Source organism: Verrucomicrobiia bacterium (assembly GCA_023953615.1).
GTDB lineage: Bacteria > Verrucomicrobiota > Verrucomicrobiia > Limisphaerales > JADLHS01 > JADLHS01.
Genome location: JAMLJH010000001.1, coordinates 1,506,965 through 1,532,656, shown reverse-complemented (window position 1 = coordinate 1,532,656; position 25,692 = coordinate 1,506,965). Strand labels below are relative to the sequence as shown.

Here is a 25,692-nt window from a genome sequence, read left to right as displayed (position 1 = left end):
GCAACCGGATTGGTCCAGAGCGGCGTCCAGGTTTGCAAATCCGGCGAAAATTCAACCTGATAACGCGCCGCCGTTCGCTTTGTTCCACAAAAATTTGTTGGCGATCAAAGAAAAGCTCGCCAGCTTCGCCGGATTCGTTTAATTCACCCGACCATAAGCGGCATGAATCCGGAAACATCTGTTCAGCCCAAGGCGCGGTGGCCCAAGCAAATTAAATACATCATCGGCAACGAGGCCGCCGAGCGCTTCAGTTACTACGGGATGCGGAGCATTCTGGCGCTCTATATCACCGGGGTTCTGTTGCAAACCAAGGATCACGCCACCGGCATCATCCACCTGTTCGTGTTCGTCAACTACTTCATGCCGCTGTTCGGCGGCTGGTTGTCGGATCGCATCTGGGGGCGCTATAAAACCATCCTGTGGATTTCGCTGTTCTATTGCGTAGGCCACGGCGTGCTGGCCACCAGCGATTTGTTTCACACGGCGGACGCAAAATTAAACTGTCTGTACGTCGGTCTGGCGCTGATTGCCTTCGGCTCGGGCGGTATCAAGCCGTGCGTCTCCGCTTTCATGGGGGATCAATTCACCTCCGACCAGGGCGATTTGATCCGGAAGGCTTACGCCGCCTTCTATTTCTCCATCAACTTCGGTTCCTTCTTTTCATTTTTAATCATTCCCTGGATCGCCGCCCAACAGGTGCCGCTCGTCGCCGATGCCAATTTCTTTGATCGCATCCTCTGGCAAATGAAGGAAGGCGGCTTTGGCGGTTACAGTTGGGCCTTTGGCGTGCCGGGCATTTTGATGGCCCTGGCCACGTTGATTTTCTGGTCGGGGACAAAGCATTACATTCGCCGCCCTCCGGCGCGCGCCACCCGTACTGCCGGCTTTTTTACCGTGTTTTTCGAGGCGTTCCGGAACTCGCATCGCGCGCCTGGCTCCGTCCGTGTGGCTTCCTACATATCGGTGCTGACTTCCGCCGTGCTGCCCGTGCTGGCCACGACGGGCATGTTGACCGTGGCGTTATTCGACATTTTTTCCTCCTCCACCCCTACGTACGTGCTGGGAATCGGCTGGGTGGCGGTGAGTTTGCTCGGGCTTTGGCTGGGACTGCTGCTGGTGGCAAGTCTGTGGTTTCGCTCTGAATTGCCCGAAGCGTTCTGGGTGGGCGCGCGCGGCCGCTTTGACGCGCAGGAGATTGCCGCGGCGCGATCGGTCGCTCCCATCCTGGCGGTGTTCTCGTTTATCGTGCCCTTCTGGACTCTGTGGGATCAATCGCTCTCCACCTGGGTGATGCAAGGTTCGCAGATGCAATCCTTCCGCTTCCTCGGGTTGAACGTCGGCGCGGAACAAATGCAATCGTTGAACGCCATCCTGGTGTTGATCCTGTTGCCGGTCATGACGTGGTGGTTGTATCCGTTGATCGAAAAACTCGGCCTGCGGGTCACGCCACTGCGGCGCATGTCCACCGGCATGTTGATGATGACCTTTTGCTTCGTGCTGGTGGCAATGTACCAGCAACAACTGGAAGGCGGCGCGACCTTGAGTCTGGCCCTGCAAGCCTGGCCCTATTTGATTTTAACCACGGCGGAAATTCTGGTGTCCACCACCGGATTGGAATTTGCCTACACCCAGGCCGCCGCCTCGATGAAAAGCACCATCATGAGTTTTTTCCTGCTCACGACCGCCGTGGGCAATCTGCTCATTGTAACCATCACCAAACTGGGCAGCGGCCACGGCGACGAAAGCGTTTCGTCGGGACGCTTCTTTTTCTACGCCGCCATGATGGCCGTGGTGGGCATCCTGTTCACCATCGTCGCCACGCGCTACCGTTACCGCGACGAACCGGAAACTTAGTTTTGCTCCGCTTGGCGTACGCTTGACCGTTCCTCCATACTTGGGGTTCAGTTCCTCAATGAAATAATGAACCGCCACCTTACATGCAGTAAAAACTCGGAGAAAGTGCGGGCGTTCATCCAGAACGCCCACGGTCAGAAGTGACGATCAATTCAACGCTGCCGGTGTTTCGCCGCCGGCAACGGCACCTCCTCCTCCGCGCCCAACTCACGACAACCTTTTGTCGCATATGCAACAAAAGGTTGTTAACTACGGCGGTGTTGCAGCGGGCATGTTTTCACGGACGAGGAGCCAATTTGCGCAACAGGTCGGCTAGTTCGGCGAAGCCTTTCAGGCTTCCATACTTCGCGCCCTTGCCGCGATCAAATACGCTATAGCGGTTTAATTAAAGTTGTAGCCGTGGCACCGAATGAGTGTAACCCCATGAAGGTGGGGTTCGGATGGGGAATGGCGCCTCTGTCCGCAAGGTTTTGGACTGCGGCAGTCTTCTGCCGCTTTCCGGTTGCGTGCTGTTGATTCCACAGCGGCAGCGGACTGCCGCAGTCCAAGACGCAGTCGCGCCGGTGCTCGTTCCGAACCAAGGGCGGTCGCCCGCGTGACCCCAACGCTTGGCTTGAGGTTGGAAGGCCGTTGCGCCATGTCGGCGGCTATAGGAATACTTAAAATGCCCTAGCCGGACCTTTGGTGAAGATGCGGTCGCGTTGCGGATTGTGCGGATTGGCATGGGAACGCACGATAATTAGCCGATAATCGCCCGATAATTTGTATTGCCAGACCGCCTGTCTGCCTTACAATGCGTTTCCCTTTTCGGTGTCGGAAAGGGATTCTTGAGGATTTATTGTGAGCTATTGCATTTTAGAGACTGGAAGCAAACAGTATCGCGTCAGTACGGGCGATACCTTGGAAATTGAACGCTTGGCCGTGGAAGCGGGGCAGCCCGTCACCTTCGACCGCGTGTTGTTGGTCAACCATGACGGCAAGGTGACGATCGGCACCCCGGTCGTGGCTGGCGCCACGGTGGAAGCCGATATCGTGAAGCACATTCGCGGCGAGAAGAAGCTCACGTTCAAAATGAAACGTCGCAAAGGCTACCACAAAACCATTGGCCATCGGCAGGAGTTGACGGTCGTCAAGGTCAAGTCCATCAACGCCTGATGCTTTGTCATCCACTCTCAACTAGAAACCATCAACTGATTTATGGCACATAAAAAAGGTCAAGGTAGCGTCAAGAACGGTCGCGACAGCGTCAGCAAACGCCTCGGCATTAAAGAATTTGGCGGCGAAGCCGTGCGCGCCGGCAGCATCATCGTCCGGCAGCGCGGGTCCAAGTGGATTGCCGGCACCAATGTGGGCACGGGCCGGGATTGGACCTTGTTCGCGCTCAAGGACGGACAGGTTCACTTTGACAAAGGGGGACGTCGCGTCAACGTGGTGGCCACGCCTGAAAAGGCGGCGGCACAAAATTAACGGCACGAGAAAATTTTCAGGCGAGGCCCACGCCTCGCCTTTTTTGTTTTCTCCATCACAACCGCACGACGGCAGGAACGCCCATCAACTGAACCAACTGATGAGAAACGGCCCGCTCGAGCGTTCAGGACTTTTTCAGGATGTTTATTGATGAGATCAAAATCTATGCGCGCGCCGGTCACGGTGGCGCTGGTTGCGTGGCTTTCCATCGCGAAGCTTATCGGCCCAAAGGTGGTCCGAGCGGCGGCAATGGTGGGCGGGGCGGGAGCGTGATTTTGCAGGCCGATCATGACCTGAACAATTTGATCGCCCAGTATTACGTTCCCCGCTTGATCGCCGAGCCTGGCGAAGCGGGCAAAGGCAAAGGCATGGATGGTCATGCCGGAAAGGATCTGATCATCAAAGTCCCTTGCGGCACGTTGATCTGGAAACTCCCGCTCGCCGCTGATCCCACTGAATCCGTTCCCGATGGTAACGCCACAGACAAATCTGACGCTGAACCCGCGCAGTTAAAAGTCAGCAGCGGGCAGCGACCGGTTTTACGCCGGGCCGGGAATGCGCAGGCAATGGAGTACGATTTGAGCCAGGACGAACCGGCGGAAGAGAAAATCACGGACGTCGCCAAGGGGGAACTGGTTGCTGATCTCACCCAGCACGGACAACAATTTGTGCTGTGCAAAGGTGGGCGGGGCGGTTTGGGCAATCGCAACTTTGCCACCGCTGTCCGGCAGACGCCCCGTTTTGCGCAACCGGGTGAACCCGGCACTGAAGGTCATTATCTGTTTGAACTGCGCATCGTGGCCGAGGTCGGCTTGGTGGGTTATCCGAACGCCGGCAAATCCACGCTGCTCACGGCGATCTCCCGCGCCCGTCCGAAGATTGCGCCCTATCCCTTCACCACGTTGCATCCGCAGATTGGGATTGTGGAATATCCCGATTACCAGCGGATCACCGTTTGCGACGTGCCGGGGTTGATCGCGGGCGCGCACCAAAACGTCGGTCTGGGACGCGCTTTCCTGCGGCACATCACCCGTTGCAAAATCCTGGTGATCCTGCTCGACATGGCGGGCACGGACAACCGCGCTCCGTGGGACGATTACCGGCAACTACTGAAAGAATTGGAGCTGTACGCGCCCGAACTTTTGGAGAAGCCGCGCTACGTGGTGGCCAACAAAATGGATGAACCGGAGGCGATAACCAATCTGCCCAAGTTCAAACGCCGGATCAGAAAAACACCGGTGCTGCCCATTGCCGCTGCGTTTGACGAAGGGATTACCGAGTTCAAGACGTTGATCCGCGAAGCGGTTGAAGAAGCGGGAACTGATTCGCCCTAGAGAGGCACAAGCCGTGTAAAACAAGCCGCGCTTGAAATCACCTACGGTCTGGGACAAAGTCCTCGCCATGAGCAAAGTCGCCCGGATCGAAGCCGAATTGAAAAGATTTTCGCGAGCTGAACTCCGCCAATCATGTAATTTGTCGGACGGCTTGATCGAGGAGAGCTTAAAGTTTGCGCCTGAACTCGAAGCCAGCATGGTGCGATCCGAACGCGAAGTGAGGGAGTTGAAATCGGCCTGACGAAGTGATTGCCTCCCGCCTATGAAATTGCCCAACGGTGAACGCGCCAACCTTGGTACCAAACTGGAGGATTATTCCCTCAACCCGCTTCACCGTCACGGCCAGCACAAGGCACGCGTCTTTCAATCCGTTTTGGGCATTACCTTGGAGAATTCCAGCGTGCTGCGCGATGCGCTCCGACAGGCCGCTGCAAACTCCGATCAGGCCGTGCATCGTGGCCACAACGGATTTGGCACTGTCTATGAACTGCGCTTTTCTCTGTCCACGGCCCACGGCACGGCCACCGTCCTGAGTGGTTGGATTATTCGTGATGACGAGGACTTTCCACGGCTGGCAACCTGCTTTATAATCTGAACCAATGAACGCTGAAATCCATCTGCATGATCCGGTGGCGTTGCTGGAGGATGTCTCCACCAAACACTTCCTTACCGGCCAGCCGCTGACGTTGCGTCGCGGCCAGGTCGGCACGGTTGTGATGACCTATGGTGGCAGCGCCTTCGAAGTGGAATTCTCCGGGCGCGATGGACGCGCTTATGCCCTGCTGCCCATCAAGGCTGAACAACTGATGCCGCTGCGCGAATCACCAGATGTAGTCGTCGCTTAAACCGAGACAACCGCCTTCTGCTACACGGCGAGCCGAACCATGAACGGCAACCGGTGACGCATGCGAAATCACCGGCAAACGGCGGGAAATCCACTGGGGTTATTGAAATGAGCGACGTAGTGAACACAGTGAAGCTCGATTACGTGGACACACTGGACACGAATCATTTCATGCGGTTTTACCGGGCGGTGTCGCAATAAGTTTCTTGGTGTTCTTTGCGTGCCGTTATGGCTAGACTTTTCCGATGTTAAGAGCCGGAATCGTCGGGCTGCCCAACGTAGGCAAATCCACCTTGTTCAATGCTGTCACGCGCACGCGCAAGGCGGAGGCAGCCAATTATCCGTTTTGCACCATTGACCCGAATGTCGGCATCGTCACCGTGCCGGACGCGCGGCTGTACGAGTTGCAAAAGATCGCCAAGACCACGGTGGTGATTCCGGCGGCGATTGAGTTTGTGGACATCGCCGGACTGGTGAAAGGCGCCAGCGCCGGGGAGGGTTTGGGTAACAAGTTTCTCAGCCACATCCGCGAAGTGGACGCCATCGTGCAGGTGGTGCGTTGCTTCGAGAACGCCGATATCCATCATGTTTCCGGCAGCGTGGATCCGGTGCGCGACATTGAAATCATCAACACGGAACTGGTGCTGGCCGACCTTGACACGGTGAAAAAACGCCGTGAAAAACTGGCCAAGGAGGTCAAGCGCGGTCACAAGGAAGCCGTGGCGGAAGATGCCGTGCTCGCCAAAATTGAAGTTGCCTTGGACGCGGGCAAACCCGCACTCACGGTCGAACTCACGCCGGAAGAAAAGCATCTGGCGCGGAGTTTTTTTCTCCTGACGGATAAGCCGACGATTTTTGCGTGCAACGTCAAGGAAGATGAGCTGGCGCAGGGACATAAAAACCCGTTCGTCCAAAAAGTGGAGGAATACGTGAAGGCGCATCTGGCCTGCGAAGCGGTGGTCATCAGCGCGCAGATCGAGAGTGATTTGATGGATCTCTCGCCCGAGGAAGCCAAGGATTTTCTCAAGGAACTCGGGGTGGATGAAAGCGGCGTCGGCGGACTGATTCGCGCGACGTATCACTTGTTGGGGTTGCGCACGTATTTTACCGCGGGCGAAAAGGAGGTGCGCGCGTGGACGATTCATGCGGGTGATACCGCGCCCAAGGCGGCCGGGGTCATTCACTCGGATTTCGAACGCGGCTTCATCAAAGCTGAAACCGTGGCGTATGCAGATTTGATCGAGTGCGGCTCCGTCGCCGGGGCGCGCGAGCGCGGGCTTTACCGGATGGAAGGCAAGGAATACGTGGTGCAGGACGGCGACGTGATGCACTTCAAATTCAACGTTTGATCCGGCTACTTGGCGGGGGTTTTAAGTCGGGCCAGGAAATCGCGAGTGGGGAAGTACTTTCCCGGGCAGCGCGTGGCAACCACGTTGATTTGCTGATGCGTTTTAACGGCGGTCGCGGGCAGATTGCAGCGGCGCATCAAGGCGCGCACGAGCGCTTCCAGGCTTTGCATTTGGTTTTTGGTAGGCGCTTTCTGATCGAAGTTCCCAATGAGACAAATCCCAACGGCGACGTGATTTTGCGCCGCGCTGTGCAGGTGTCCGCCATCCAATTGTTTCCGCCAGCGATTGCCCACGGCAATCTCGCCGTCGCGCATCCCGTTGCCGTTGCCAATCACGAAGTGGTACGCCAGTCCGTTTTCCATGTGGCGCTGTTCGCGGTGGTAGCGGTCCAGCGCCTGCGCCGTGCCGCGATCCACGGCCGCATGGTGGATGACGATATACTTCCAGCGACCCGCTTTGACAGGAGCGGCGGTGAGGCTTTGTTGAATGGCCGCCGGCAAATTCGGCGAGGTCGGCTGGGCTGGCGGCGTGTTATCAGGGATTTTCAGCCGTTGCCCGACGTAAATCACTTCCTTGGGATTCAGGCCGTTGCGTTTGGCCAGGACCGCAACCGAAATCCCGTGCCGCCGCGCGATACTCGTGAGCGTATCCTTGGATTTGACCGTGTAAGTCAACTCCGCACCGGCGGCGCGCAGACTCAAACCCAGCCCGATCAGGAGCACCAACGCCAGCCACCTCCAAAGACGAACGCGATGCAGAATTGAAAATGAATCCTCTCTCAAAATCAACGGCGTCACCCTAGCACGCGTCGCCCAGCAATCGGAGCCATAATTTTACCCGTGAAAATTTTGCGGCACCATTACCCCCGGTGCTGTGCAAGCCTGTCGAATCATCCGCCCGGTTGGTGGCGCGCAATGGAGCGCCGCCATCATCCACTCAAAAACGGCGTTTGGGGATTTTGAAAGTGGAAACCGGCGCTTGTTGAATCGGCGGCGTGAGCGTGCGGGGCGCGTCTTGCAGACCGGGAAGCGCCTTCAACTCCGACAACCCCTGCGGTTTGAGCGGGTCTCCCATCAGGTTGGCGGATTTTACAAATTCCTGCTGGGGGCTGGCTGGCGCCATTTTGGGACTGCTCCCAAGCGACGGATTGCTCAACCCCGAACCACGAACGGTTGTGTCCCCGCTGTACATCGTCGGGTTGGGTGCGTTAAAGTTGGGGCTGCTGTTGGCCGAATTCACATTGGCGTCGGGCGTGGCACTCAACGCTCGCGGCCCTTCCAACAATCGCCGGAAATCCTCCATGCGCGCCTCGCGCACGGAAAGCTGCGGGCTGGAGCCGCTTAATGAGTCGCCCAGCGACGTTTTGGCGTTGCGATACATGCCAATGTTTTCATTCATCCGGCTGGCGGATATGCTTTCGCTATTGGGCAAAACCGAAGGTAAATACGCATTGCGTCCGAGACTGACATTGGCTTCGGGGCGAACCTCGTTATTGGCTTTCGTGTTCTCCGGCTTGACGGCGACCTCGGCTTTTTCAAGTCCCAAACCATCGCCCGAACGCGACAGACTCTCACCCGTTTGATTGGTCACCGCACCGCGCGCTTGATCCAGGCGATCGTAGTAACGCTCCAGGGTTTTTCGCGGGCTGCTTTTATTAGGGTCCGAGTCCTTGTCACTCAGCCCGAACAGGTCGTCATCATTCAAAGTGTTGGCGCCGTTCAAGCCTTGGAATAAATAAGCGTTTTCCACCTTCTCGTTGAGGTCCTCCTTGGCCGATTTCTTTTTTGCGGCTGGCGGCGGAGTCGCCGGACGGAACGGCCTCGCGATGTTATTCGCATCGTTGAATTGAAACAAACCGAGCGGCCGATTGAGGTCCGTCTCGAGCTGGCGCAGTGGCGCTTGGGGTTTGCGCAACTCACTTAAATTTGACGACATCAAACTCGATTTGGCTGCGCCCGGCTCGGAAAAAATAATTGGCGCGCCCTTGTCGCGGGCGGGTTCATCCGCCACGCTCATAAGCCCGCTGGCGCCCAGGCATAACAGCCCCACCCAACTCCATTGCGTCACTTTCGCTTTCATCTTTGTTCGCCTCAGTCTAGCGGTTTTTACGGCGCGGTCAAAGGTCCGTTGCGCCTCACTCACTGGCCGTCAAACTCATCTCTTCCGTGTAATACAAAATCCGCCCGCAATTGATGCACGTCACCAATTCCTGCGCTGCCTGGCACGCCACCAGCACCTGGGTGGGCAATTTCATGTGGCAACCGCCGCAGACGCCATGGTTCACGCCGGCCAACGCATTGTCGCCCTTGGTTTTAAGCAGACGTTCGTAGCGGGCGCGCACTCCGGCTTCGACGGCCTCGGCCTGTTGGTCCCGCACACTCTGCAGTTCCACCAGTTCTTGCTGCAAATGCTTCTCCCGCTCGCCCAGTTGCGTCACCAATTCATCCGCATGTCGTTGCGCCTGTTGCGCTTCCTGATTGAAGCGCCCGACCTCTTTCTGCGCGGCCTCCGCCTGCTCCATCAAATCAATCACCTGATCCTCGATCTTGGTGATTTCTCCTTTGCACGTTTGGATTTGCTGCGCGAGTGCCTGGTACTCCTCATTTTTGCGCGTCTCCAATTGCTGGTTGGCGTAACGCGCCGCCTGCTGTTGCTTGGCCTCGATTTCCAGCTCCAGACGTTTGCGATCGGATTCAATCTGCTTCACGCGCTGTTTGCCGGTCTCCAGTTGGGACAATGCGCCGCTGGTTCGGGCCTTTAAGGTCTGGCGTTCAGGCTCAATATGGGCAAGTTCAGTTTGAAGCCGGCGGATTTTGCGATCGCGATCCTGCAAGATGAGTAGTTTTTCGATAACTTCCAGCATTGTTGGCAGGCTAACGACCAATTCCGGGCGAGTCAATGAAACCAACTGGAAAACTAAAAATCGAACCTTGCTTCGACCTCGAGACCCTGTAGGCTGGTTTTCCCCCGGTTGGGGTGTCACAACCAATTATTGAAATTTTATGGCAGTCTCAGCAAACGACCTGCGCCGCGGCCAGGCCATCAATTACAACGGCGACACCAGCGTGGTGCTGGAAGTTCAACATCGCACTCCCGGTAATCTGCGCGCTTTTGTCCAAGCCACCTTGCGCAGCATCCGCACCGGCAAATCTTCCGATGTCCGGTTCAGCTCGACTGAAAAGGTGGACATTGTGCCGATGATGACCAAGAAGATGGAGTTCAGCTACAAGGACGGCAACGACTTCGTTTTTACCGATCCGGATACGTATGAAACCGTCACGTTGATTCCGGAATTGGTCGGCGATGGCAAGAATTACCTCGTCGAAAATGGCGTCGCGACCGTGACGTTCGTGGATGATAAAGCCGTCTCGGTGGAAGTGCCGCCCAGCGTGGTGCTGCTGGTGACCGAAGCTCCCGAGGGCGTTCGCGGCGATTCTGCCAACAACGTGCAAAAGGCGGTCACTGTGGAAACTGGCATTACCATCCAGGCGCCGCTCTTCATCAAGACGGGTGAAAAGATAAAAATTGATACCCGCACCGGGAAATATATGGAGCGCGCCTGATTCTTCAGTCGCATCCGGTAACATCCTATTTTCGGCAAACCCGCTGATTCGTCAGCGGGTTTTGCTTTGACGCAGATTTGTCCGTTGCAACTGGAACGCAACGCCGCCACTTCACCGTCGCTCCCAGCGGAAGCAATTGGCCGCCAGTCTGGCGGAAATCTCGCTCAATCCCGACGCAATCTGTTTGCTCTCGCGTGCGATCATCAGAATACTTCCGGCATGGCTCATTGGCACAACCCGATCCGAACAATTACACCCGCTCTGGGCGCATTGCTGATTTTATCGGCTTCCGTTCACGCCGCGGATTTCAAACCCGCACCGCAAGCTTTCCGGCAGGAAGTGTCCCGCGCCTGGCCGCTGCCCGCGAGTTCGCCCGGCGGCTTTGCCGTGGTGGATGTTGCCCCTGACGGCTCGGTGCGCGTGGCGGACGGCAAACAATGGTCCGTCTTGCGTGGCGATCAGTGGGAGGCGCTGCCCCGACCCGCAAATGCCAGTGCGGAATCCACTGAAGTTTTCATCGGTGGCATCAATCGCACCGTTTCTGCCGCGCTTTCTGACCTACGCCAGATTCATCGCGCCGGGGACACGGTCTGGCTCGCCACCGCCCAAGGAGCCGTTCGCGTGACGGCGGCGGGCCAATCCAGTCGCGAACTGGCCGATCACGAGGTGCGCCAGGTGGCCACCGATCCAAGCGGATTGGTTTTGGCCGCAACGACTCGTGGCCTTTGGCAGCGGACAGCGACGGGTAATTGGGAACTGGTTCGCGCCACGGACGAGGGCGGTCGCGTCTGGACGGAAAACGACGTGCGCGGTGTGGCGATTGATCGCGCCGGAACGTGGTGGGTGGCCACGCCCGCGGGCGCAATTCGCCGCCAAAGCGGGCAATGGACATTTTTCACCGGGGCCGAGGGATTGCCCTATGCGGACTTTACCTGCGTGGCGGTGGGCGAAGGTTCGGAAGTTTGGTTCGGCACGCATCGCGGCGCGGTTCGGTTTGATGGCCAGGAATGGGCGTACCGGGAAGGCCAACGCTGGTTGCCCGGCAACGACGCGCGTTCCATTGCCGTTGGGGCGGATGGCCGCGTGTGGTTCGCCACCGATAAGGGACTGGGCTGCATTGAGCGCCGCGCCATGACGCTGGCGGAAAAGGCCGAACACTACGAACAGGAAATCGAGCGTTATATCAAACGCACGCCGTATGGTTACACCTCCGAAGTCGGTTTGGGCGCGCCCGGCGATCGCTCGAAGATCATTTACGACGACAGCGACAACGACGGTTTATGGACTTCCATGTACGGCGCGGGCGAATGTTTCGCCTACGGCGCGACGAAGGATCCCGCCGCCAAAAAGCGCGCCCAACAGGCTTTCGAGGCGTTGCGCTTCCTGCAAAAAGTCACGCAAACCGGCGCGCACGTTCCGCCCAAGGGCTTTGTGGCGCGCACGATTCGTCCGATGGATTGGCCCGATCCCAACCTCGGCCGCGTGGCGCGCGACCGGAAAGATCAGGAGGAGGATCGCTTGTGGAAAGTCATTGACCCGCGCTGGCCGAAGAGCGCCGACGGCAAGTGGTATTGGAAAAGCGACACCAGCTCGGACGAATTGGACGGGCACTTCTTTTTCTATCCAGCCTACTACGATCTGGTGGCGGAAACGGACGCGGAGAAAGAGCGCGTGCGCGAGGTGGTGCGCGATCTGGTGGATCACTTTCTCGAACACGATTTCGCGTTGGTGGATCACGACGGCAAACCGACCCGCTGGGCGGTGTACGGGCCGCACCACTTGAACGACGATCCGCTGTGGTGGCTCGAACGCGGCCTGAATTCGCTCAGCATCCTTTCCTATTTGACCGTGGCCGAACACGTCACCGGTGATGCGAAATACAGCCGGGCGATTCGGGAGTTGATCGAGAAGCACGGCTACGCCGCCAACGTGATGAGCGCCAAGATGCAAATGGGCGTCGGCTCGGGCAACCAATCGGATGACGAAATGATGTTCATGTGCTTCTACAATCTCATTCGCTACACGAAGGAAGCGCAGTGGCAGGAGAAATGGCGCTTCGCCTTCTATTACTACTGGCGACTCGAAGCGCCCGAGATGAACCCCTTCTTTAACTTCGCCTACGCCGCCGTCGGGCCGGGTCACACGTTCTCGGATGCTTTTGGTCCGGTCCCGGTGGACCCGTGGTCGGATTGGCTCTCAGATTCCATGGCGACCCTGCGCGGCTTTTCGCTGGACCGCGCCAACTGGGCGCACCATAACAGCCAACGCCTCGATCTGATCCCGTTGCGGCGCCAGGAGATGATTGATTTCACCGCGGATCAACGGCCCAATCGCGGGGGACTGGTGAATGGCAAGGTGTTACCGGTGGAGAATCGCCATTTCAATCATTGGAACACCGATCCCTGGCGCTTGGACTATGGCGGGAACGGGCGCGAACTCGCGAGCGGCACCGTTTATCTGCTCCCTTACTACATGGGTTTGTACCACGGATTCATCGAGAAACCACAGTAGTCAGCCCCGCGTTCAAACCTCCGCCACATGCCCACTCCGAACGGGTGGCGCCGGCCTTGCGGCCACGGCCGGTCAGAATTTTTGTAACGTTTCGCGGGTTTTGCTTCTGATGGAAGTATGGACATGGTAGAAAAATCGGCGATGCCCGCACCGATCCAATGCCCGCAGTGCGGCACGCCGTTGCCATCCGGCGCGCTGGCCGGGCTTTGCCCCGCCTGCCTGCTTAAACAGGGCGCCGCGGCGGATACCGTCACGGAGGCCAGGCAACCGGCATTTATTCCACCCACCATCGCGGAACTCGCTCCACTGTTTCCGCAACTGGAAATTCTGGAACTCATCGGCAAAGGCGGCATGGGCGCGGTTTATCAGGCGCGACAGAAACAACTGGATCGGCTCGTAGCCTTGAAAATCCTGCCACCGGGCATCGGGGCCGATCCCACGTTTGCCGAACGCTTCGCCCGCGAAGCCAAGGCGCTGGCCAAGTTGAATCATCCGGGCATTGTCACGCTGTTTGAGTTTGGCGTAGCGGCAGGCATCCTGCCTGCCGGAGAGCCGGGCTTCCAGCCCGGCAGAAAAAGCGGCGGTGTAAGTGAAGGCGTGGAGAGTTCGGAAGCCGCAGCCAGTTCGACCGCCCATCCGGGCGGCAAGATGCCGCCCTCTACGTCAGGCAGGATGCCTGCCGCTACCTCGCTTTATTATTTCCTCATGGAATTCGTGGACGGCGTGAACCTGCGCCAGTTGCTTCACGCGGGTCGCGTTTCGGCGCGTGAAGCGCTCGCCATCGTGCCGCAGATTTGCGATGCGCTGCAATTCGCGCACGATCAGGGCATCGTCCATCGCGACATCAAGCCGGAGAACATTCTGTTGGATCGGCGCGGCCGCGTGAAGGTGGCGGACTTCGGGCTGGCGAAGATTGTAGCGGCGGTCTGTGACCGTCATTCACTGGAGAAAAGCGCGGCCAGTCAGCGACAGTCACAGACTGTCGCTACAGAGAACCTCACCGACGCGGGCAAGGTCATGGGCACGCCGCAATACATGTCGCCCGAGCAGATTCACGCGCCCGGCGAGGTGGATCATCGCGCGGACATCTACGCGTTGGGCGTGGTGTTTTACCAGATGCTCACCGGCGAACTGCCCGGCAAGAAAATCGAGCCGCCGTCCAGGAAAGTCTCCATTGACGTGCGACTGGACGAGGTCGTTCTGCGCGCGTTGGAACAGAAACCTGAGCTTCGTTACCAACAAGCCAGCGTCCTCAAAACGCAGGTGGAGACGATTGCCGTTGGGCAAGATGCGATCCACCGGACGGCCCCGACAAGGTCTGTTTTCGTGCTCCTTGCAAAAGCTGGATTCGCCTGTGCTTACGGCCTGCTGATCTTGTTGCTGGTGCGGTCCTATTCCCAATTACCCGATCCAGTGGCCAGCCATTTTGGTGCGGACGGTCAGGCCGACGGCTGGCTGTCGCGGCGTGGTTATTTTATTCTGGTCGCGGGCCTGCCGCTGTTTCTGGGCGGCTTGTTCTGGTTGATTGCCCGGCAGGGCGTTCATTTTCCCCGGGCCATCAACATTCCCCGGCGCGATTACTGGCTCACCCCGGAACGCCGGGCGTGCACTTCCGACCTGTTGTTGTGCTGGCTGCTGTGGCTGGGCACGCTATTGACCGGCTTCATCGGCGGAACGCATGAGCTTACTGTGCAAGCAAATCAGGTCCAGCCGCCGCAGCTTGCAACGGGCGGCCTGCTGGCGCTCCTCATCAGTTTCTTCCTTGCCTTGTTGATTTGGGTCGCCGGGCTGCTCATGCGGCTGGCGGAAACGGGAGACCGCAAACCGGGGCCGGCGGAAAAGCAACCCGAATGGCGCCACCAACAAGCCAGCGCGCCCAAGCCGCAGGAAGAGACGATTGCGGAAACACCAGATGCCAGTGGGAGACAAGGTGACGAGGCTCAAACGGAAGTCATACCGAAAATGGCGAAACGCGCCTCGGGGCTAATCATTCGCCGGGCCGTGTTCGTGGGTCTGATCGTTGGCTTCAGCACGCTCTTGGTGGCGACCGCCGTCACTTTTCTTTTGCCGAAATCCTTCAAAGCCACGGCGGTGGTCAGAGTGAATCTCCCCGTCACAGGTAATTCAAACCTGCCCTCAATCGGGCCAGGGCCTGATCCCTATCTCCTTCAAACGGAAGATTCGATCATCCAATCCCCAGCGGTCTTGGATCATGTCGTCGAGGCGACGGACCTCAATACCCGATGGGGCCGACGACACACTGGGGGCGAAAAACTCAGCATCGCCGAGACTACGGCACTGCTCAGGCACCGCCTGCAACTCAAGTTTGGCGTCGACAACAACTTCATTGCAATCACCGTGTTTGACGAAGAGCCGCACGAGGCCGCCAAACTGGCAAACGCAATTGCACAAAGTTATCGTGAGCTTCGGTGGCAGCAGATGCGCAGCTCTTTGCAGGCGGCGGAAAGAAAGGAAATAACAGATTCGGCCGCAGCCGGCGTATCGGAATTTCGACAAGTTGACATCGTTGACTACGCCGTACCGCCGCTCCATCCGGAGCGACCAAATCGCCCACTCAACATTTTCGCTGGCGCCGTTCTGGGAGTAATCCTGGGTTTTGGCGCCTTTGGAGCGGTACTCCTTTGGTCTCTCGGTCGGAGTTTCGCCGATAAACCTGACGCGGTGCTGCCACCGCTTGCGTTCACAATGGCCATTGCATTTGGCGGGACCACGATGATTGGTCTGCTGTGGTTAATGCTCTGGGGAAACGTCATGGGAGGCTGGCTAATCACCATCTTCGTATCGCTGGCGAGCGTATCCGCGTTGGTGGCCTTTCTGTTGCGGCGGACGAGTGACGTAGAATTGCAGCGGGTTAGCTGCGCCGCCGGTGCGTGGCTGGCGTTTATCAGTGTCCTTCCCGTGATCCTCCTTGCGGTGTTCTTCATGGACGCACTCACCCGCCGCGGATGGAATCTTTCCCTGTCGGGGGACGTCATCATTGCGTTGATCTGGTCGGGTGCGATCTTGCTGCCAATTTGCGGCTGGCGATTGTGGCGGGCGAAAACGAGAGACCGCACGGGGTCGCCGGAAAAGATCCGTTAAAACCAGTTGCTGCCAAAGAAGCCATGAGACCATGGATGAATCTGAAACGGATGTGGCTGTCTCCGCAAGGTTTTGAACTGCGAGTGCGTTTTGTCGCCCTATTTTTTATGAGAGTGAGTCTGCGTCCGCAGCAAGTCAAACCACAATGCCTCGGACCGGACATGGCGCAACCAAGTCGTTTTTCCTGTCCCGCGCGGACCCAACAGGAAGAACGATCGCTCCGGCAGCGGTTGCTGGCGTGTAAACATCGCCAGCAAATTTACGGTAAATTTGCTGGTGGTCTATACAATTTTACCCGGTGGCAATTTGGGCTCCGAAGCCAATGGATACGCTGCCGTCCTGGTCATTTGCGAACCAGAGACAGCCGAGATCGCTGTCCGACGTTATTTATCCGTGTCCATCCGTGTCCATCCGTGGTTAAATCCAAACTGCTTTGACATCGGAACTTTCCAGCCAGGCCGCGAATGCATCCAGCGATATTTTCGCCACGACGCATTGGACGGTCGTGCTCGCGGCGGGGCAACAGCATACGTCGCAATCGGATCATGCGCTGGAGGAGTTGTGTCGCACCTATTGGTTTCCACTCTATGCCTACGTGCGGCGGCACGGTCACGTGAAGGCGGATGCGGAGGATTTGACGCAGGCGTTCTTCGCGCGGTTTCTGGCGAAGAATTATCTCGCGGGCTTGAGCGCGGAACGCGGACGGTTTCGCGCCTTCCTGCTCGCGGCGTTGAAAAACTTCCTCGTCAACGAATGGAAACAGGCCCACCGCCAGAAACGCGGTGGCGGCATGACGATGCTGTCCCTGGATTGGGAAACGGCGGACACGCAATTTCAAGTCGTCGCGCAAAATGAACTCAGCCCGGATCAGGCCTTTGACCGCGAATGGGCGCTGGCGTTGCTGGGCCAGGTCATCGAGCGATTGCAAGCCGAGTGCGAAACCGCCGGCAAAGGAAAGTTGTTTGAGCAGTTGAAAATGTTTCTCGCGGCGGGCAAGAGCGAGACGGCGCAGAGCGAAGTCGCCAAGGCGCTGGGCATGGAGGAAGGCGCGGTGCGCGTGGCGGTGCATCGGTTGCGCAAGCGCTATCGGGAACTGCTGCGCGATGAGATCGCCCACACCCTGAGCGATCCGGCCCTGGTCAACGAAGAGATGCGCGCCTTGTTCGGAGCCTTTGCGGTTTAATCAGAGTTCCAACGGCCGCAGCCATTCATGCTGAAATTCACCTTCAGCCATTGAAATCCACGTCGGACCATCGCCCGGGCGCCGCTACCACTTCTTCCCGTCGGCCTTCGTGCCACAGAGGTTGACCTTGATGCCGAGCGCCTGGGCCAGGGCGGCTTTGGCGTAGAGGCATTGGTCGGCGGCGGCGGCGTTACGGGCATACGCGCAGTGAACGTGGTTTGCCTGATGTTTGGCCATCATCTGATCGCGCGTCACTCCGTAGGTCACGGCGTGCATGATGGGCCATTGCCAGGTGGTGGCCTGCCAGCGGCGCTCGGTTTCCGCGCGCGGCAGCCGGACGACCTTGCCGCGTCCGATATCCAGGTGCAAAGCGTCGTTCGCCACGTAGATGCGGGACCAGACAATTTCGCCCGGTCGGGAAACGCCGCGCAACGTGCTGCCGCCTTTCGGAAAATACATGGGCGGTTGCCGGAACCCTTCCGCGCCTTTCCAACCGCCGATCAGATGCGCCGGTGGTACGCTGCCGCTGATCTCGAAAACCCACACGTAATCCTTGACGGTGCCGGATTGATCCCAATCACCCCAACGCAAATCGTGCAATGTATTTTCCGGCGGCTGGTTCAGGGCCGCGTGGACGCGCTGGGTGAGCAATCCATCCAGGCCCGCACATTCGTCCGCTTCGTTGAAATGCGTCAACGGTTTGCCGGCGTAGAGCACGCGTTTGCCGTCGCGCGATTTTACCGGCGGCCGATCCGCGTTATTAAGCGTGCCTTCCACCAAATCGCTGGCGGGCAGCAAATCTTTCAAGCCCTGCTGATATTGAATGCCGACGCAGTCGCAGCCGAAGTCCGCCGCGATCCGCACCGCCGCGATGTAGGTTTTGCACTGCCAGAGAATTTGCCGCTCGGTGAGATCGGTCGCGTCGTTCGGGCCGGTGTGAAATTTCATCCCTTGGCGCCGATACCATTGATAAACCGCGCGCGCTTCCGCATCCCGGACCTGCGTCGCGCCGTAGTAAAGCGCGGATTGGCTCAAGCGTTCTTTGAAGACGCCGGTGGCATGCAACAGGTGGTCTGGAATAATGGCGTTGAACATGCCCATGCAACCTTCATCGAACACGCCCATGATCGCCTTGTCGCGCCGCAATTGCGCGGCGAGGTTTTCGCCGAGGCGCCGCGCGTTGGCGGGCACTTTGATCCGGGTGAGCGGCTGGACGTGCTGAGTCGGATGTGAGCAACGCCCCGTTTTGAGCCATTGCCGCAGGCGGGTCTTGAAATATGCGTCCGTGAAATTTTCACTCCACAGCGTGGAATACGTCACCCCTTGCTTGGTCAGCGAGCCGTTCAAATTCAGCATGCCGACCAGGCCGGGCCAGGTGCCGGACCAGTTCGCCACGGTGAGGATCGGGCCGCGGTGCGTGGTCAAGCCGGCCAGAACGTGATGCGAGTATTGCCAGACGGACTCGGCCACAATCAGCGGCGCGTCGGGATCCAGGTGGCGGAAGACTTCCATCCCGCGCCGTTGTGAATCAATGAAGCCGTGTTTGGCGACCGGATCGTAAGCATGACCCCGCACCACTTCGTAGCCCTCCGCCTGGAGGGCGACGCCCAGGGCGTCCTCCATTTCCTTTTGCGCGGGCCAACAGACGCGATTGGCCGAAGGGCGCAGGTCGCCGCTGGCGACGAGTTGCACTTGATGTTTCTTGAGACGCGGAAAGCTCCGTCCGGTTCGATTCGTGTTTTTGGCCATAACAATTGTCGTAACGAAATGAACTTGCTGGTTGTTTAATCTTTATTCTACCGACCGCATAGGGAATACACCCGGCGCGCGGCCAAAGAAATCATTTTCTCGCGGCCACAGGCTTGACGCCTTCCATCGCTTTCGGTACCGATAGCCCTGATCATTGTGCAGCCTCATTGTTTAGTTAAAGCCGACGGCCGCTGTGAACGGGTGGCGGTCGTCATCGCCCGCAACGTATGAGCCAACCCAAGTCCAGCATGTTCGTCCTGGCCAATGGCCGGAATGTTTTCTTCACCTTTCTCCTGGTCAGCTCGCTGTTCCTGCTCTGGGGATTTTGCAACGGGATGATTGACGTGATGGACAAACATTTTCAGGAGGAGCTGAAGCTGAGTCTTTCGCAATCCGCCTGGGTGCAGTTCGCGCATTATCTGGGATACTTCCTCATGTCGCTGCCGGCGGGCTGGCTCGCCACCCGGCTGGGTTACAAAGGCGGCATCATCGCCGGTTTGTTGATGGTGGCCGTGGGCGGATTCTGGTTCATCCCGGCGACCAAGATCGCCGCGTTCTGGGCCTTCCTGACCGGCGTTTGCGTCATCGCCTCCGGTCTCACCTTTCTGGAAACCGTGGCCAATCCCTACACCACGGTACTCGGCGCGCCGCGTTTCGCCGCCACGCGCATCAACATCGCGCAATCCTGCAACGGAGTGGGCTGGATTTTCGGACCCATTGCCGGCAGCGCGTTTTTTTACGGCACGGACGCCGCCGGTCGCAGCACGGGCGCGCAGACGCTATGGATCCCCTACGCCGGCGTCGCGGTGGTGGTTTTGATTCTGGCCGTTGTATTCTTCTTCGCACCCATCCCGGACGTGAAAACCGATGAGCCACAAGCTGCCGATGCCAAAACGGATGCTGACGTCGGTGCGGTGGCGAACCGAAGGATCAATCGCAAATCCGTTTACGTTTTGTTGTTGCTGAACGTGGGCGTGTTGATCGGCATCTTTGGCATGATCTTGTGGTTGATCCTGGAGGCCGTGGGAGCGGGCCAACCGGCTTTGACTCTCGCCGGCTGGTTGCCGCGTCTGCCGGGTATGACGCTGAACCCGGATTCAGCCCTGTTGCTGGTGCTCTTTTGGGCGGGTGCGATTGGTCTGGTTCTGGCCGCCATCAAATTGGCGGTCACCGTGAAGAAGATTTCCGCGCAGAGTATCTGGGCGCATGAACATTTCACCGGCGCCACGCTGGCGCAATTTGTCTATGTGGCGGCCCAAGCGGGTATTTTCAGTTTCCTGATCAATTATCTGGTTTCCGAACCGCCCGCCTTGCCCAACTCCTGGTTGACGGAGCGAACCCAAAATTGGTTTGAAGTCAAAACGGCTTTTTCCGCCAATGACTTCAAAGATCTGCCGTCACTGGCGCATCGGTTGAGCGACAAATCGGATGCGCTCTCAGCTTTTCTGACGGCGAATTTATCGCCGGCCACGACCGAGGCGTTGAACGAGTTCCAATCCGGTACCACTGGTGCGGCCGCCTTGCGCGTGGCTTTGACACAGGACCTGAACAGTCTCGTACTCAAGGAACAGCTCTACACACCGGAACGATTCGCCGGCGTGACCCTCTCCGACCCGACCCGGGAACTGTTGGTGTCAGCGTCCGAGTCGCGTCGTTCCGCGCGTTTGAATCGTCTGCTCCTGGCGGAGGCGTATCCGGAGGTGCTGACCTTTCACGACGGGTTTCTGGTCATCACCAACCAACTGGCGGCGCAACTGGTTTCGTTTGGGTTCATCTGCTTTTTGATTGGGCGCATCACCGGGGCGCTCTTGCTGAAAAAGTTCTCCGCGCACAAGGTGGTTGGACTGTACGGGGCGTTGAACGTCATCGCGTGTCTGTTGATTTTTCTCAAGCTGGGCTGGCTTTCGGTGGTGTGCGTTTTCCTCACGTATTTCTTCATGTCCATCATGTTTCCCACCATTTTCGCGTTGGGCATTTTTGGTCTCGGCAGCAAGGCCAAAGGCGCGGCGGCCTACATCGTCATGGGCATCATGGGCGGGGCCATCCTGCCCAAACTCATGGGTGCGGTGGCGGATCATTACGACATGTCCCGCGCTTTCATCGTCCCGCTCTTGTGCTTCGCGCTGATCACACTTTACGGCTACACCTGGCCGAAGTTGAGCCAGGCGGAAGCTTTGCATGGCGTTCGTCGCGTCGGAGGACATTGAACCCGACAAATCAGTTGCGACCGCCAGTCGGTATGTTTCGCGACTGACAATGACCCTGGAATCAAGGAAGCTACCCGCATGAGCACGCTCCCGGTCAGCACGGAAAAGGAAAGCCAGCTCGCGCAACGCATGGCGGCGCTGGGAATCCAGGAAGCCGATCTGGAGGAATCCTTCGTCCGTTCGGGTGGTCACGGCGGCCAGAACGTCAACAAGGTCGCGACCTGCGTGGTGCTGCTGCATCGGCCAACCGGTCTTCAGGTCAAGTGCCAGAAAACTCGCCAGCAAGGTCTCAACCGCTTTCTGGCGCGACGGTTGTTGCTGGAAAAGATCGAGGCGGAACGACATCGGGAGCGGACCGCCGCCCAGGCGCACGCGGCTAAATTGCGACGGCAGAAACGCAAGCGCAGTCGCGCGGCCAAGGACCGGATGCTTGCCGAAAAAGCGCAACGCGCGCGCAAGAAGGCGGATCGCCGTCCGCCGCGATGGGATTGACGCGCCGCTCTGCAATGCGCAACGAAATTTTCTTCTTTGTCCTGTGAACCGCGAGCGGTCCGAACCGAGGGGCTCCGCGCAATTGTCACATAAGCCACACGCGGCGGCTCAATAACCGTGTCGGACGAGCCAGTAGATTGCGGCCATCAAGGCAGCGCCCGCGAGCGACATCCAAAACCACGACTCGACAAAATAGGAAAGCGCGATCATCACCAAACCGCCGATCAGGGGAGGCATGGCCTGTTGCTTTTTGCCGTAGATGAAGTAACCCACGCCAATCGAGCCCCACAACAGCGAGGCAAACAGAAATTTTGTATCCAATAAATTCACCATCGCTCCGGCAGCTTGCCTCAGCCCGCGCGCTTTGACCAGTTTTCCGAACGACCAAACGACCGGAGGGCCGTCCGCAAACTCGAAGCCGACGCAAAGCCCATCTTGCGCCAACGGCGCGAAAAACCTAGGCTGGCGCGATGTTTGAATCGCTCAGCAGCAAACTCCAGAACGCCTTCCGTAATCTGCGCGGCCTGGGAAAAATTTCCGAGAGCAACGTGTCCGACGCGCTGCGCGACGTGCGTCTGGCGTTGCTCGAAGCCGATGTTAATTTCAAGGTGGCGCGCGACTTCATCGAACGCGTCAAAGCCAAATCCATTGGCGCGGAGGTTGTCCAGAGCATTCAGCCCGGACAGCAGATCATCAAAATCATCAACGACGAGTTGGTGGAACTGCTCGGCTCGCAGAACGCCGGGTTGAATTTTGATCGCAATCCCGCGTGCATTTTGATGGTGGGTTTGCATGGCGCGGGCAAAACCACGTCCAGCGGCAAGCTGGCGCGGCTGATCCAAAAACAAGGCCGCCAGCCCTTGTTGGTGGCCGCCGATGTTTATCGGCCCGCCGCCATGGATCAGTTGGAAACGCTCGCGAAACAACTGGACCTGCCGGTGTTCGTATCGCGGGGAGAAACCGACGTGACGAAAATCGCCCGGGACGCGCTGGCTTACGCGGAAACGCACAATCGCAACACGCTCATTTTTGACACGGCGGGACGATTGCAAATTGATGAGCCGTTGGTGCAGGAACTGGTGCGGCTGCGCGACCTGGTGAAGCCGCGTGAAATTCTCCTGGTGCTCGACGCCGCCACCGGTCAGGAGGCGGTCAATGTCGCCACGCATTTTGATCAAGCCCTGAACATCACGGGCGCGATCCTGACGAAACTGGACGGTGACGCGCGCGGCGGGGCGGCGCTCAGTTTGAAGGCGGTAACCGGCAAGCCGATCAAGTTCATGGGTGTCGGGGAAAAGCTGGAAGATTTCGAGCCGTTTCATCCCGAGCGCATGGCTTCCCGCATTCTCGGCATGGGCGACGTGGTGAGCCTGGTGGAGAAAGCGGCGGAAGCCGTGGACCTGGAGGACGCCAAGCGCATGGAGGAAAAGATGCGCCGCGGCCAGTTCACGCTGGAAGATTTCCTGGAGCAACTGCGGCAGATGAAGAAACTCGGACCGCTGGATAACATCATGAAAATGTTGCCCGGTGGCGCGGAGGCGCTCAAGCAGGTGGACATCACCAAACAGGAGCGTGAGTTCAAGCATATGGAAGCCATGATCTGCGGCATGACGCCGCAGGAGCGCAAAACCCCGGCCCTCCTGAACGCCAAACGCCGGCAACGGATCGCCAAGGGCAGCGGCGTGAGCGTGACCGAACTCAACACCATGCTCAACAAATTCGCCCAGATGCAGCAGATGATGAAAAAAATGGGCAAGTTCCAGAAAATGATGGCGCGCATGGGCGGCGCCGCACCCGGCATGTTTGGTCGGTAATCTCCGGGCGAGCCGACGCGGGAAGTTACGAAGTTGGAACGACGCGGAGCGGCTGGGGTCGCCAAGTATTATCGGCGTGGACCAATCGCCGTCCAAATCCCGACGTTACCATTTCCCATCCGTCAGCGCGGCGGTGATTTGCCGTGCCAGATCCTCCGCCAACACCGGAAGCGTTTGGCGTTCGGCACTCGGCAGATCATCACCCGCGCGCATCAAAGTGGCTCCGGTCAGATTTTCATCATAAACCACCCGTCCCGTGATCCGGTCGCGCACCACCACATGCGCCGTGAAAGTCAGGCGGTAATCACGTCCCGTCGTGATGTCCGTCGGCAGGAAGCTGATTTGGCCGCGTTGATAGGAAAGAATGTCGCCGGAAACCACCAGATCACCATCCGCCCGTGAGGCCAGCGTGTAAGTGCCGTCCCGCTGGATTTCCTTGCGCAGCGCGGTAGTGATCGCCTCGCCCAGACGCGGCTCCAAAGTGCGATTAAAGAACGGTTGAATTTGGATGGAACGCGCGCCGGCGGTTTGCCCGCCAGTGGGGCCCAGGCGGTAGCCCGCGCAACCGCCCAGCAACACGCTCAGGCCGACCACCAACATGCCGCGCTTCCAAACCATGATCATTGCGTCGTGGCGGGCAGGCGCTGCTTGATGAGGTCAATCCGTTCGCGCGCCACGCTGGCGTAACGGGACTCGGCGCCGTTGATCAAAACCTCGTTGTAATAAACCAACGCGCCACTCCAGCGTTTTTGTTTGGCGTAAAATTCGGCGATCTTGAAATTGCCCCGCGCCTGCTCGTCTTTGAGCCGCGTAATAATGCGCCGCACTTCCGGCAACCGCCGGTCTTCCGGATGCAGCACGATCAAATCATTGAAGGTCGCAATCGCCTGCCCCGCCGTGCCTTGATCGTACTCGGCCGTCAGCGCTTGTTTGTAGTAGGACATGCCCGCGCGATACAAGGCGTCGGCGGCAATGATGGGCAGGTCGTGATAGCGGTCCGCGGCGCGTTCGTAGGCGGCCACGGCTTCCGGGTAATTTTTCTGCGATTCATACGCCGCGCCGATGCGCAACTGCGCGTGCGGGGCCATATCGCCATAAGGCCCGTTGGCGACAATTTTTTCAAACAACCCCGCCGTCTTTTCCATGTTCGGAAAAAACGGCACGTAACCCCAGAGGACATGGAAGCGTTGTCCGGCCAGAAAACGCGAGGCGATTTGGTACTGGCGGCGGGCGGCATCCGCCAATTGATCGCTATTGGGATATTTGGTGAAAATTTCCTGGTACGCCGCAAACGCGCGTTCGTCCTTGCGCTGCGCTTCGTAACCGCGTCCCAACAAGTATTGCGCCTCGGCGGCATAATCGGAGAGCGGCCACTTGCGGACGAGGTAGGAACTGGCTTTGACCGTCGTGGAAAAATCTTTTGCCTCGAAGGCTTCCTGCGCCACGGCGAGTTGATCCTTGGCCTGCTCTTTGCGCCATTGCGCCGTCGTGCCCGGCAGTTCGTAGTGCCACCCTTCGCCCGGCGTAAAAATCAACGGGGCCGGTGACGGGAAGGCGTAAAACAGGCCGGTCAGCAGCAGCAGGCTCAGAATGGTAAACCGACGACTCATGCGCGGACGGTAGCGGCGGGAAAAAATCAAGTCAAGCAGGCGACCCCAACCGGGGTTCGTCATTCAGCCTTTGTAAACGATCATCACGGCGTAATCCGTCACAATTTTTTGCGAGCCGATTTCGACGTAGGAATACGTCAGCGGCGTCACGCTGACCAGATGTTGCTCGCCCACTTTCTGCAGGAATTCCGTCACCGTGTCGTCGAAACGATCGCGCCCAACCTCGACGCAATCCGTGTGGCGGATGGTCTTGATCCGCAATTTGCGATCGGATTCCTTCGCGGCCACTTCCAGCGGTTTGGAGGGTTTTTCGATCAAACTCGCCGCGGGTTCGCTCCGCACCGGCACTTTGAGATGGCGCTCGACTTTGGCGGCGGCCGAGGAGGCGATGGGATTAACCGTGCCACTGGCTGGAGGAATGACCGGCAGTCGGTCGCTGGAGCGCGATGCGGCGGGGATGACGATCTTTTCCGAACACGACGGGCAGGTGATTTCGGTGCCGGCCCCGCTGGCATCCACCGCGAGTTCCTGATCGCACTTGGGGCAATTGAAGATGATGTCCATAATCTCTTGTTCTCTAGTGGTTCAACGGCGAGTCGAGCCTAAGCGCGAA

The 25,692-nt window shown here is 58.5% G+C and carries 22 protein-coding genes and 1 pseudogene; 15 read left to right on the top strand and 8 right to left on the bottom strand.

Annotation, left to right across the window (positions count from 1 at the left end; translation table 11 throughout):
- Positions 1-162: 162 nt before the first annotated feature.
- The 8 genes from M9920_06420 (at position 163) to ychF (ending at position 6,848) form a co-directional block, all read left to right on the top strand.
- Positions 163-1,854 carry an MFS transporter gene (locus M9920_06420; protein ID MCO5051919.1) on the top strand — a complete coding sequence of 564 codons (1,692 nt, stop codon included), beginning with the start codon at positions 163-165 and terminating at the stop codon, positions 1,852-1,854.
- A gap of 840 nt (positions 1,855-2,694) precedes the next feature.
- Entirely contained in the window at positions 2,695-3,009 is a 315-nt protein-coding gene (gene rplU, locus M9920_06415; protein ID MCO5051918.1) for a 50S ribosomal protein L21, read from the top strand.
- A gap of 42 nt (positions 3,010-3,051) precedes the next feature.
- Positions 3,052-3,321, top strand: coding sequence for a 50S ribosomal protein L27 (rpmA, locus tag M9920_06410; protein MCO5051917.1), 270 nt, complete (start codon positions 3,052-3,054; stop codon positions 3,319-3,321).
- 140 nt (positions 3,322-3,461) lie between these two features.
- On the top strand, positions 3,462-4,655 hold the full coding sequence (gene obgE, locus M9920_06405) for a GTPase ObgE (GenBank protein MCO5051916.1): 1,194 nt from the start codon (positions 3,462-3,464) through the stop codon (positions 4,653-4,655).
- 67 nt (positions 4,656-4,722) lie between these two features.
- Positions 4,723-4,896: a hypothetical protein gene (locus M9920_06400; protein MCO5051915.1), complete on the top strand. Its 174-nt coding sequence runs from the start codon at positions 4,723-4,725 to the stop codon at positions 4,894-4,896.
- 21 nt (positions 4,897-4,917) lie between these two features.
- On the top strand, positions 4,918-5,250 hold the full coding sequence (locus tag M9920_06395; protein ID MCO5051914.1) for a hypothetical protein: 333 nt from the start codon (positions 4,918-4,920) through the stop codon (positions 5,248-5,250).
- A gap of 4 nt (positions 5,251-5,254) precedes the next feature.
- Positions 5,255-5,500 carry a DUF4926 domain-containing protein gene (locus M9920_06390; GenBank protein MCO5051913.1) on the top strand — a complete coding sequence of 82 codons (246 nt, stop codon included), beginning with the start codon at positions 5,255-5,257 and terminating at the stop codon, positions 5,498-5,500.
- 244 nt (positions 5,501-5,744) lie between these two features.
- A complete protein-coding gene (gene ychF / locus M9920_06385) occupies positions 5,745-6,848 on the top strand; it encodes a redox-regulated ATPase YchF (protein ID MCO5051912.1) in 1,104 nt (367 codons plus the stop codon).
- Positions 6,849-6,853: 5 nt separating this feature from the next.
- Here ychF and M9920_06380 read toward each other — a convergent pair whose 3' ends face one another.
- From M9920_06380 to M9920_06370, 3 genes are all read right to left on the bottom strand, one after another.
- On the bottom strand, positions 6,854-7,630 hold the full coding sequence (locus tag M9920_06380) for an N-acetylmuramoyl-L-alanine amidase (GenBank protein MCO5051911.1): 777 nt from the start codon (positions 7,628-7,630) through the stop codon (positions 6,854-6,856).
- A gap of 154 nt (positions 7,631-7,784) precedes the next feature.
- Positions 7,785-8,927 carry a hypothetical protein gene (locus M9920_06375; GenBank protein ID MCO5051910.1) on the bottom strand — a complete coding sequence of 381 codons (1,143 nt, stop codon included), beginning with the start codon at positions 8,925-8,927 and terminating at the stop codon, positions 7,785-7,787.
- Between the two features lie 55 nt (positions 8,928-8,982).
- Positions 8,983-9,711 carry a C4-type zinc ribbon domain-containing protein gene (locus M9920_06370; GenBank protein MCO5051909.1) on the bottom strand — a complete coding sequence of 243 codons (729 nt, stop codon included), beginning with the start codon at positions 9,709-9,711 and terminating at the stop codon, positions 8,983-8,985.
- Positions 9,712-9,850: 139 nt separating this feature from the next.
- Between M9920_06370 and efp the strand changes: the two genes are divergently transcribed.
- The 4 genes and pseudogenes from efp (at position 9,851) to M9920_06350 (ending at position 17,207) form a co-directional block, all read left to right on the top strand.
- Positions 9,851-10,411: an elongation factor P gene (gene efp / locus M9920_06365; GenBank protein MCO5051908.1), complete on the top strand. Its 561-nt coding sequence runs from the start codon at positions 9,851-9,853 to the stop codon at positions 10,409-10,411.
- A 219-nt stretch (positions 10,412-10,630) separates the two neighbouring features.
- On the top strand, positions 10,631-12,922 hold the full coding sequence (locus M9920_06360; GenBank protein ID MCO5051907.1) for a hypothetical protein: 2,292 nt from the start codon (positions 10,631-10,633) through the stop codon (positions 12,920-12,922).
- Between the two features lie 273 nt (positions 12,923-13,195).
- A pseudogene (locus tag M9920_06355) lies at positions 13,196-14,197 on the top strand (serine/threonine protein kinase).
- 2,260 nt (positions 14,198-16,457) lie between these two features.
- The gene (locus M9920_06350; protein MCO5051906.1) at positions 16,458-17,207 is read left to right on the top strand and encodes a sigma-70 family RNA polymerase sigma factor; all 750 of its coding nucleotides are present in this window, start codon (positions 16,458-16,460) and stop codon (positions 17,205-17,207) included.
- Positions 17,208-17,291: 84 nt separating this feature from the next.
- On the opposite strand, the gene M9920_06345 is transcribed toward M9920_06350, so the two are convergent.
- A complete protein-coding gene (locus M9920_06345; GenBank protein ID MCO5051905.1) occupies positions 17,292-18,956 on the bottom strand; it encodes a fucose isomerase in 1,665 nt (554 codons plus the stop codon).
- Positions 18,957-19,183: 227 nt separating this feature from the next.
- Here M9920_06345 and M9920_06340 point away from each other — a divergent pair, with 227 nt between their 5' ends.
- Together M9920_06340 and M9920_06335 are read left to right on the top strand one after the other, a co-directional pair.
- Positions 19,184-21,163: an MFS transporter gene (locus M9920_06340; protein MCO5051904.1), complete on the top strand. Its 1,980-nt coding sequence runs from the start codon at positions 19,184-19,186 to the stop codon at positions 21,161-21,163.
- Positions 21,164-21,241: 78 nt separating this feature from the next.
- Positions 21,242-21,655, top strand: a complete 414-nt coding sequence (locus tag M9920_06335) for a peptide chain release factor-like protein (GenBank protein ID MCO5051903.1) — start codon at positions 21,242-21,244, stop codon at positions 21,653-21,655.
- 108 nt (positions 21,656-21,763) lie between these two features.
- Here the strand turns inward: M9920_06335 and M9920_06330 are convergent, their stop codons facing one another.
- Positions 21,764-21,988 (bottom strand): hypothetical protein, encoded by a 225-nt coding sequence (locus M9920_06330; GenBank protein ID MCO5051902.1) that lies wholly within the window; start codon positions 21,986-21,988, stop codon positions 21,764-21,766.
- 137 nt (positions 21,989-22,125) lie between these two features.
- Here M9920_06330 and ffh point away from each other — a divergent pair, with 137 nt between their 5' ends.
- Positions 22,126-23,469 carry a signal recognition particle protein gene (ffh, locus tag M9920_06325; protein MCO5051901.1) on the top strand — a complete coding sequence of 448 codons (1,344 nt, stop codon included), beginning with the start codon at positions 22,126-22,128 and terminating at the stop codon, positions 23,467-23,469.
- A 105-nt stretch (positions 23,470-23,574) separates the two neighbouring features.
- Here the strand turns inward: ffh and lptE are convergent, their stop codons facing one another.
- From lptE to M9920_06310, 3 genes are all read right to left on the bottom strand, one after another.
- Positions 23,575-24,087 carry an LPS assembly lipoprotein LptE gene (lptE, locus tag M9920_06320; GenBank protein ID MCO5051900.1) on the bottom strand — a complete coding sequence of 171 codons (513 nt, stop codon included), beginning with the start codon at positions 24,085-24,087 and terminating at the stop codon, positions 23,575-23,577.
- Between the two features lie 2 nt (positions 24,088-24,089).
- On the bottom strand, positions 24,090-25,079 hold the full coding sequence (bamD, locus tag M9920_06315; GenBank protein ID MCO5051899.1) for an outer membrane protein assembly factor BamD: 990 nt from the start codon (positions 25,077-25,079) through the stop codon (positions 24,090-24,092).
- 63 nt (positions 25,080-25,142) lie between these two features.
- The gene (locus M9920_06310; protein ID MCO5051898.1) at positions 25,143-25,643 is read right to left on the bottom strand and encodes a hypothetical protein; all 501 of its coding nucleotides are present in this window, start codon (positions 25,641-25,643) and stop codon (positions 25,143-25,145) included.
- Between the last annotated feature and the right edge of the window lie 49 nt (positions 25,644-25,692).

Excerpts from the sequence above, each read along its gene's own strand:
- M9920_06375 (MCO5051910.1), bottom strand. The coding sequence starts at position 8,927 with ATGAAAGCGAAAGTGACGCAATGGAGTTGGGTGGGGCTGTTATGCCTG.
- M9920_06420 (MCO5051919.1), top strand. The coding sequence starts at position 163 with ATGAATCCGGAAACATCTGTTCAGCCCAAGGCGCGGTGGCCCAAGCAA.
- bamD (MCO5051899.1), bottom strand. The coding sequence starts at position 25,079 with ATGAGTCGTCGGTTTACCATTCTGAGCCTGCTGCTGCTGACCGGCCTG.
- M9920_06390 (MCO5051913.1), top strand. The coding sequence starts at position 5,255 with ATGAACGCTGAAATCCATCTGCATGATCCGGTGGCGTTGCTGGAGGAT.
- M9920_06335 (MCO5051903.1), top strand. The coding sequence starts at position 21,242 with ATGAGCACGCTCCCGGTCAGCACGGAAAAGGAAAGCCAGCTCGCGCAA.
- efp (MCO5051908.1), top strand. The coding sequence starts at position 9,851 with ATGGCAGTCTCAGCAAACGACCTGCGCCGCGGCCAGGCCATCAATTAC.
- M9920_06340 (MCO5051904.1), top strand. The coding sequence starts at position 19,184 with ATGAGCCAACCCAAGTCCAGCATGTTCGTCCTGGCCAATGGCCGGAAT.
- M9920_06395 (MCO5051914.1), top strand. The coding sequence starts at position 4,918 with ATGAAATTGCCCAACGGTGAACGCGCCAACCTTGGTACCAAACTGGAG.
- ffh (MCO5051901.1), top strand. The coding sequence starts at position 22,126 with ATGTTTGAATCGCTCAGCAGCAAACTCCAGAACGCCTTCCGTAATCTG.
- M9920_06370 (MCO5051909.1), bottom strand. The coding sequence starts at position 9,711 with ATGCTGGAAGTTATCGAAAAACTACTCATCTTGCAGGATCGCGATCGC.
- M9920_06400 (MCO5051915.1), top strand. The coding sequence starts at position 4,723 with ATGAGCAAAGTCGCCCGGATCGAAGCCGAATTGAAAAGATTTTCGCGA.
- obgE (MCO5051916.1), top strand. The coding sequence starts at position 3,462 with ATGTTTATTGATGAGATCAAAATCTATGCGCGCGCCGGTCACGGTGGC.
- ychF (MCO5051912.1), top strand. The coding sequence starts at position 5,745 with ATGTTAAGAGCCGGAATCGTCGGGCTGCCCAACGTAGGCAAATCCACC.
- rpmA (MCO5051917.1), top strand. The coding sequence starts at position 3,052 with ATGGCACATAAAAAAGGTCAAGGTAGCGTCAAGAACGGTCGCGACAGC.
- M9920_06330 (MCO5051902.1), bottom strand. The coding sequence starts at position 21,988 with ATGGTGAATTTATTGGATACAAAATTTCTGTTTGCCTCGCTGTTGTGG.
- M9920_06360 (MCO5051907.1), top strand. The coding sequence starts at position 10,631 with ATGGCTCATTGGCACAACCCGATCCGAACAATTACACCCGCTCTGGGC.
- M9920_06345 (MCO5051905.1), bottom strand. The coding sequence starts at position 18,956 with ATGGCCAAAAACACGAATCGAACCGGACGGAGCTTTCCGCGTCTCAAG.
- M9920_06310 (MCO5051898.1), bottom strand. The coding sequence starts at position 25,643 with ATGGACATCATCTTCAATTGCCCCAAGTGCGATCAGGAACTCGCGGTG.
- lptE (MCO5051900.1), bottom strand. The coding sequence starts at position 24,087 with ATGGTTTGGAAGCGCGGCATGTTGGTGGTCGGCCTGAGCGTGTTGCTG.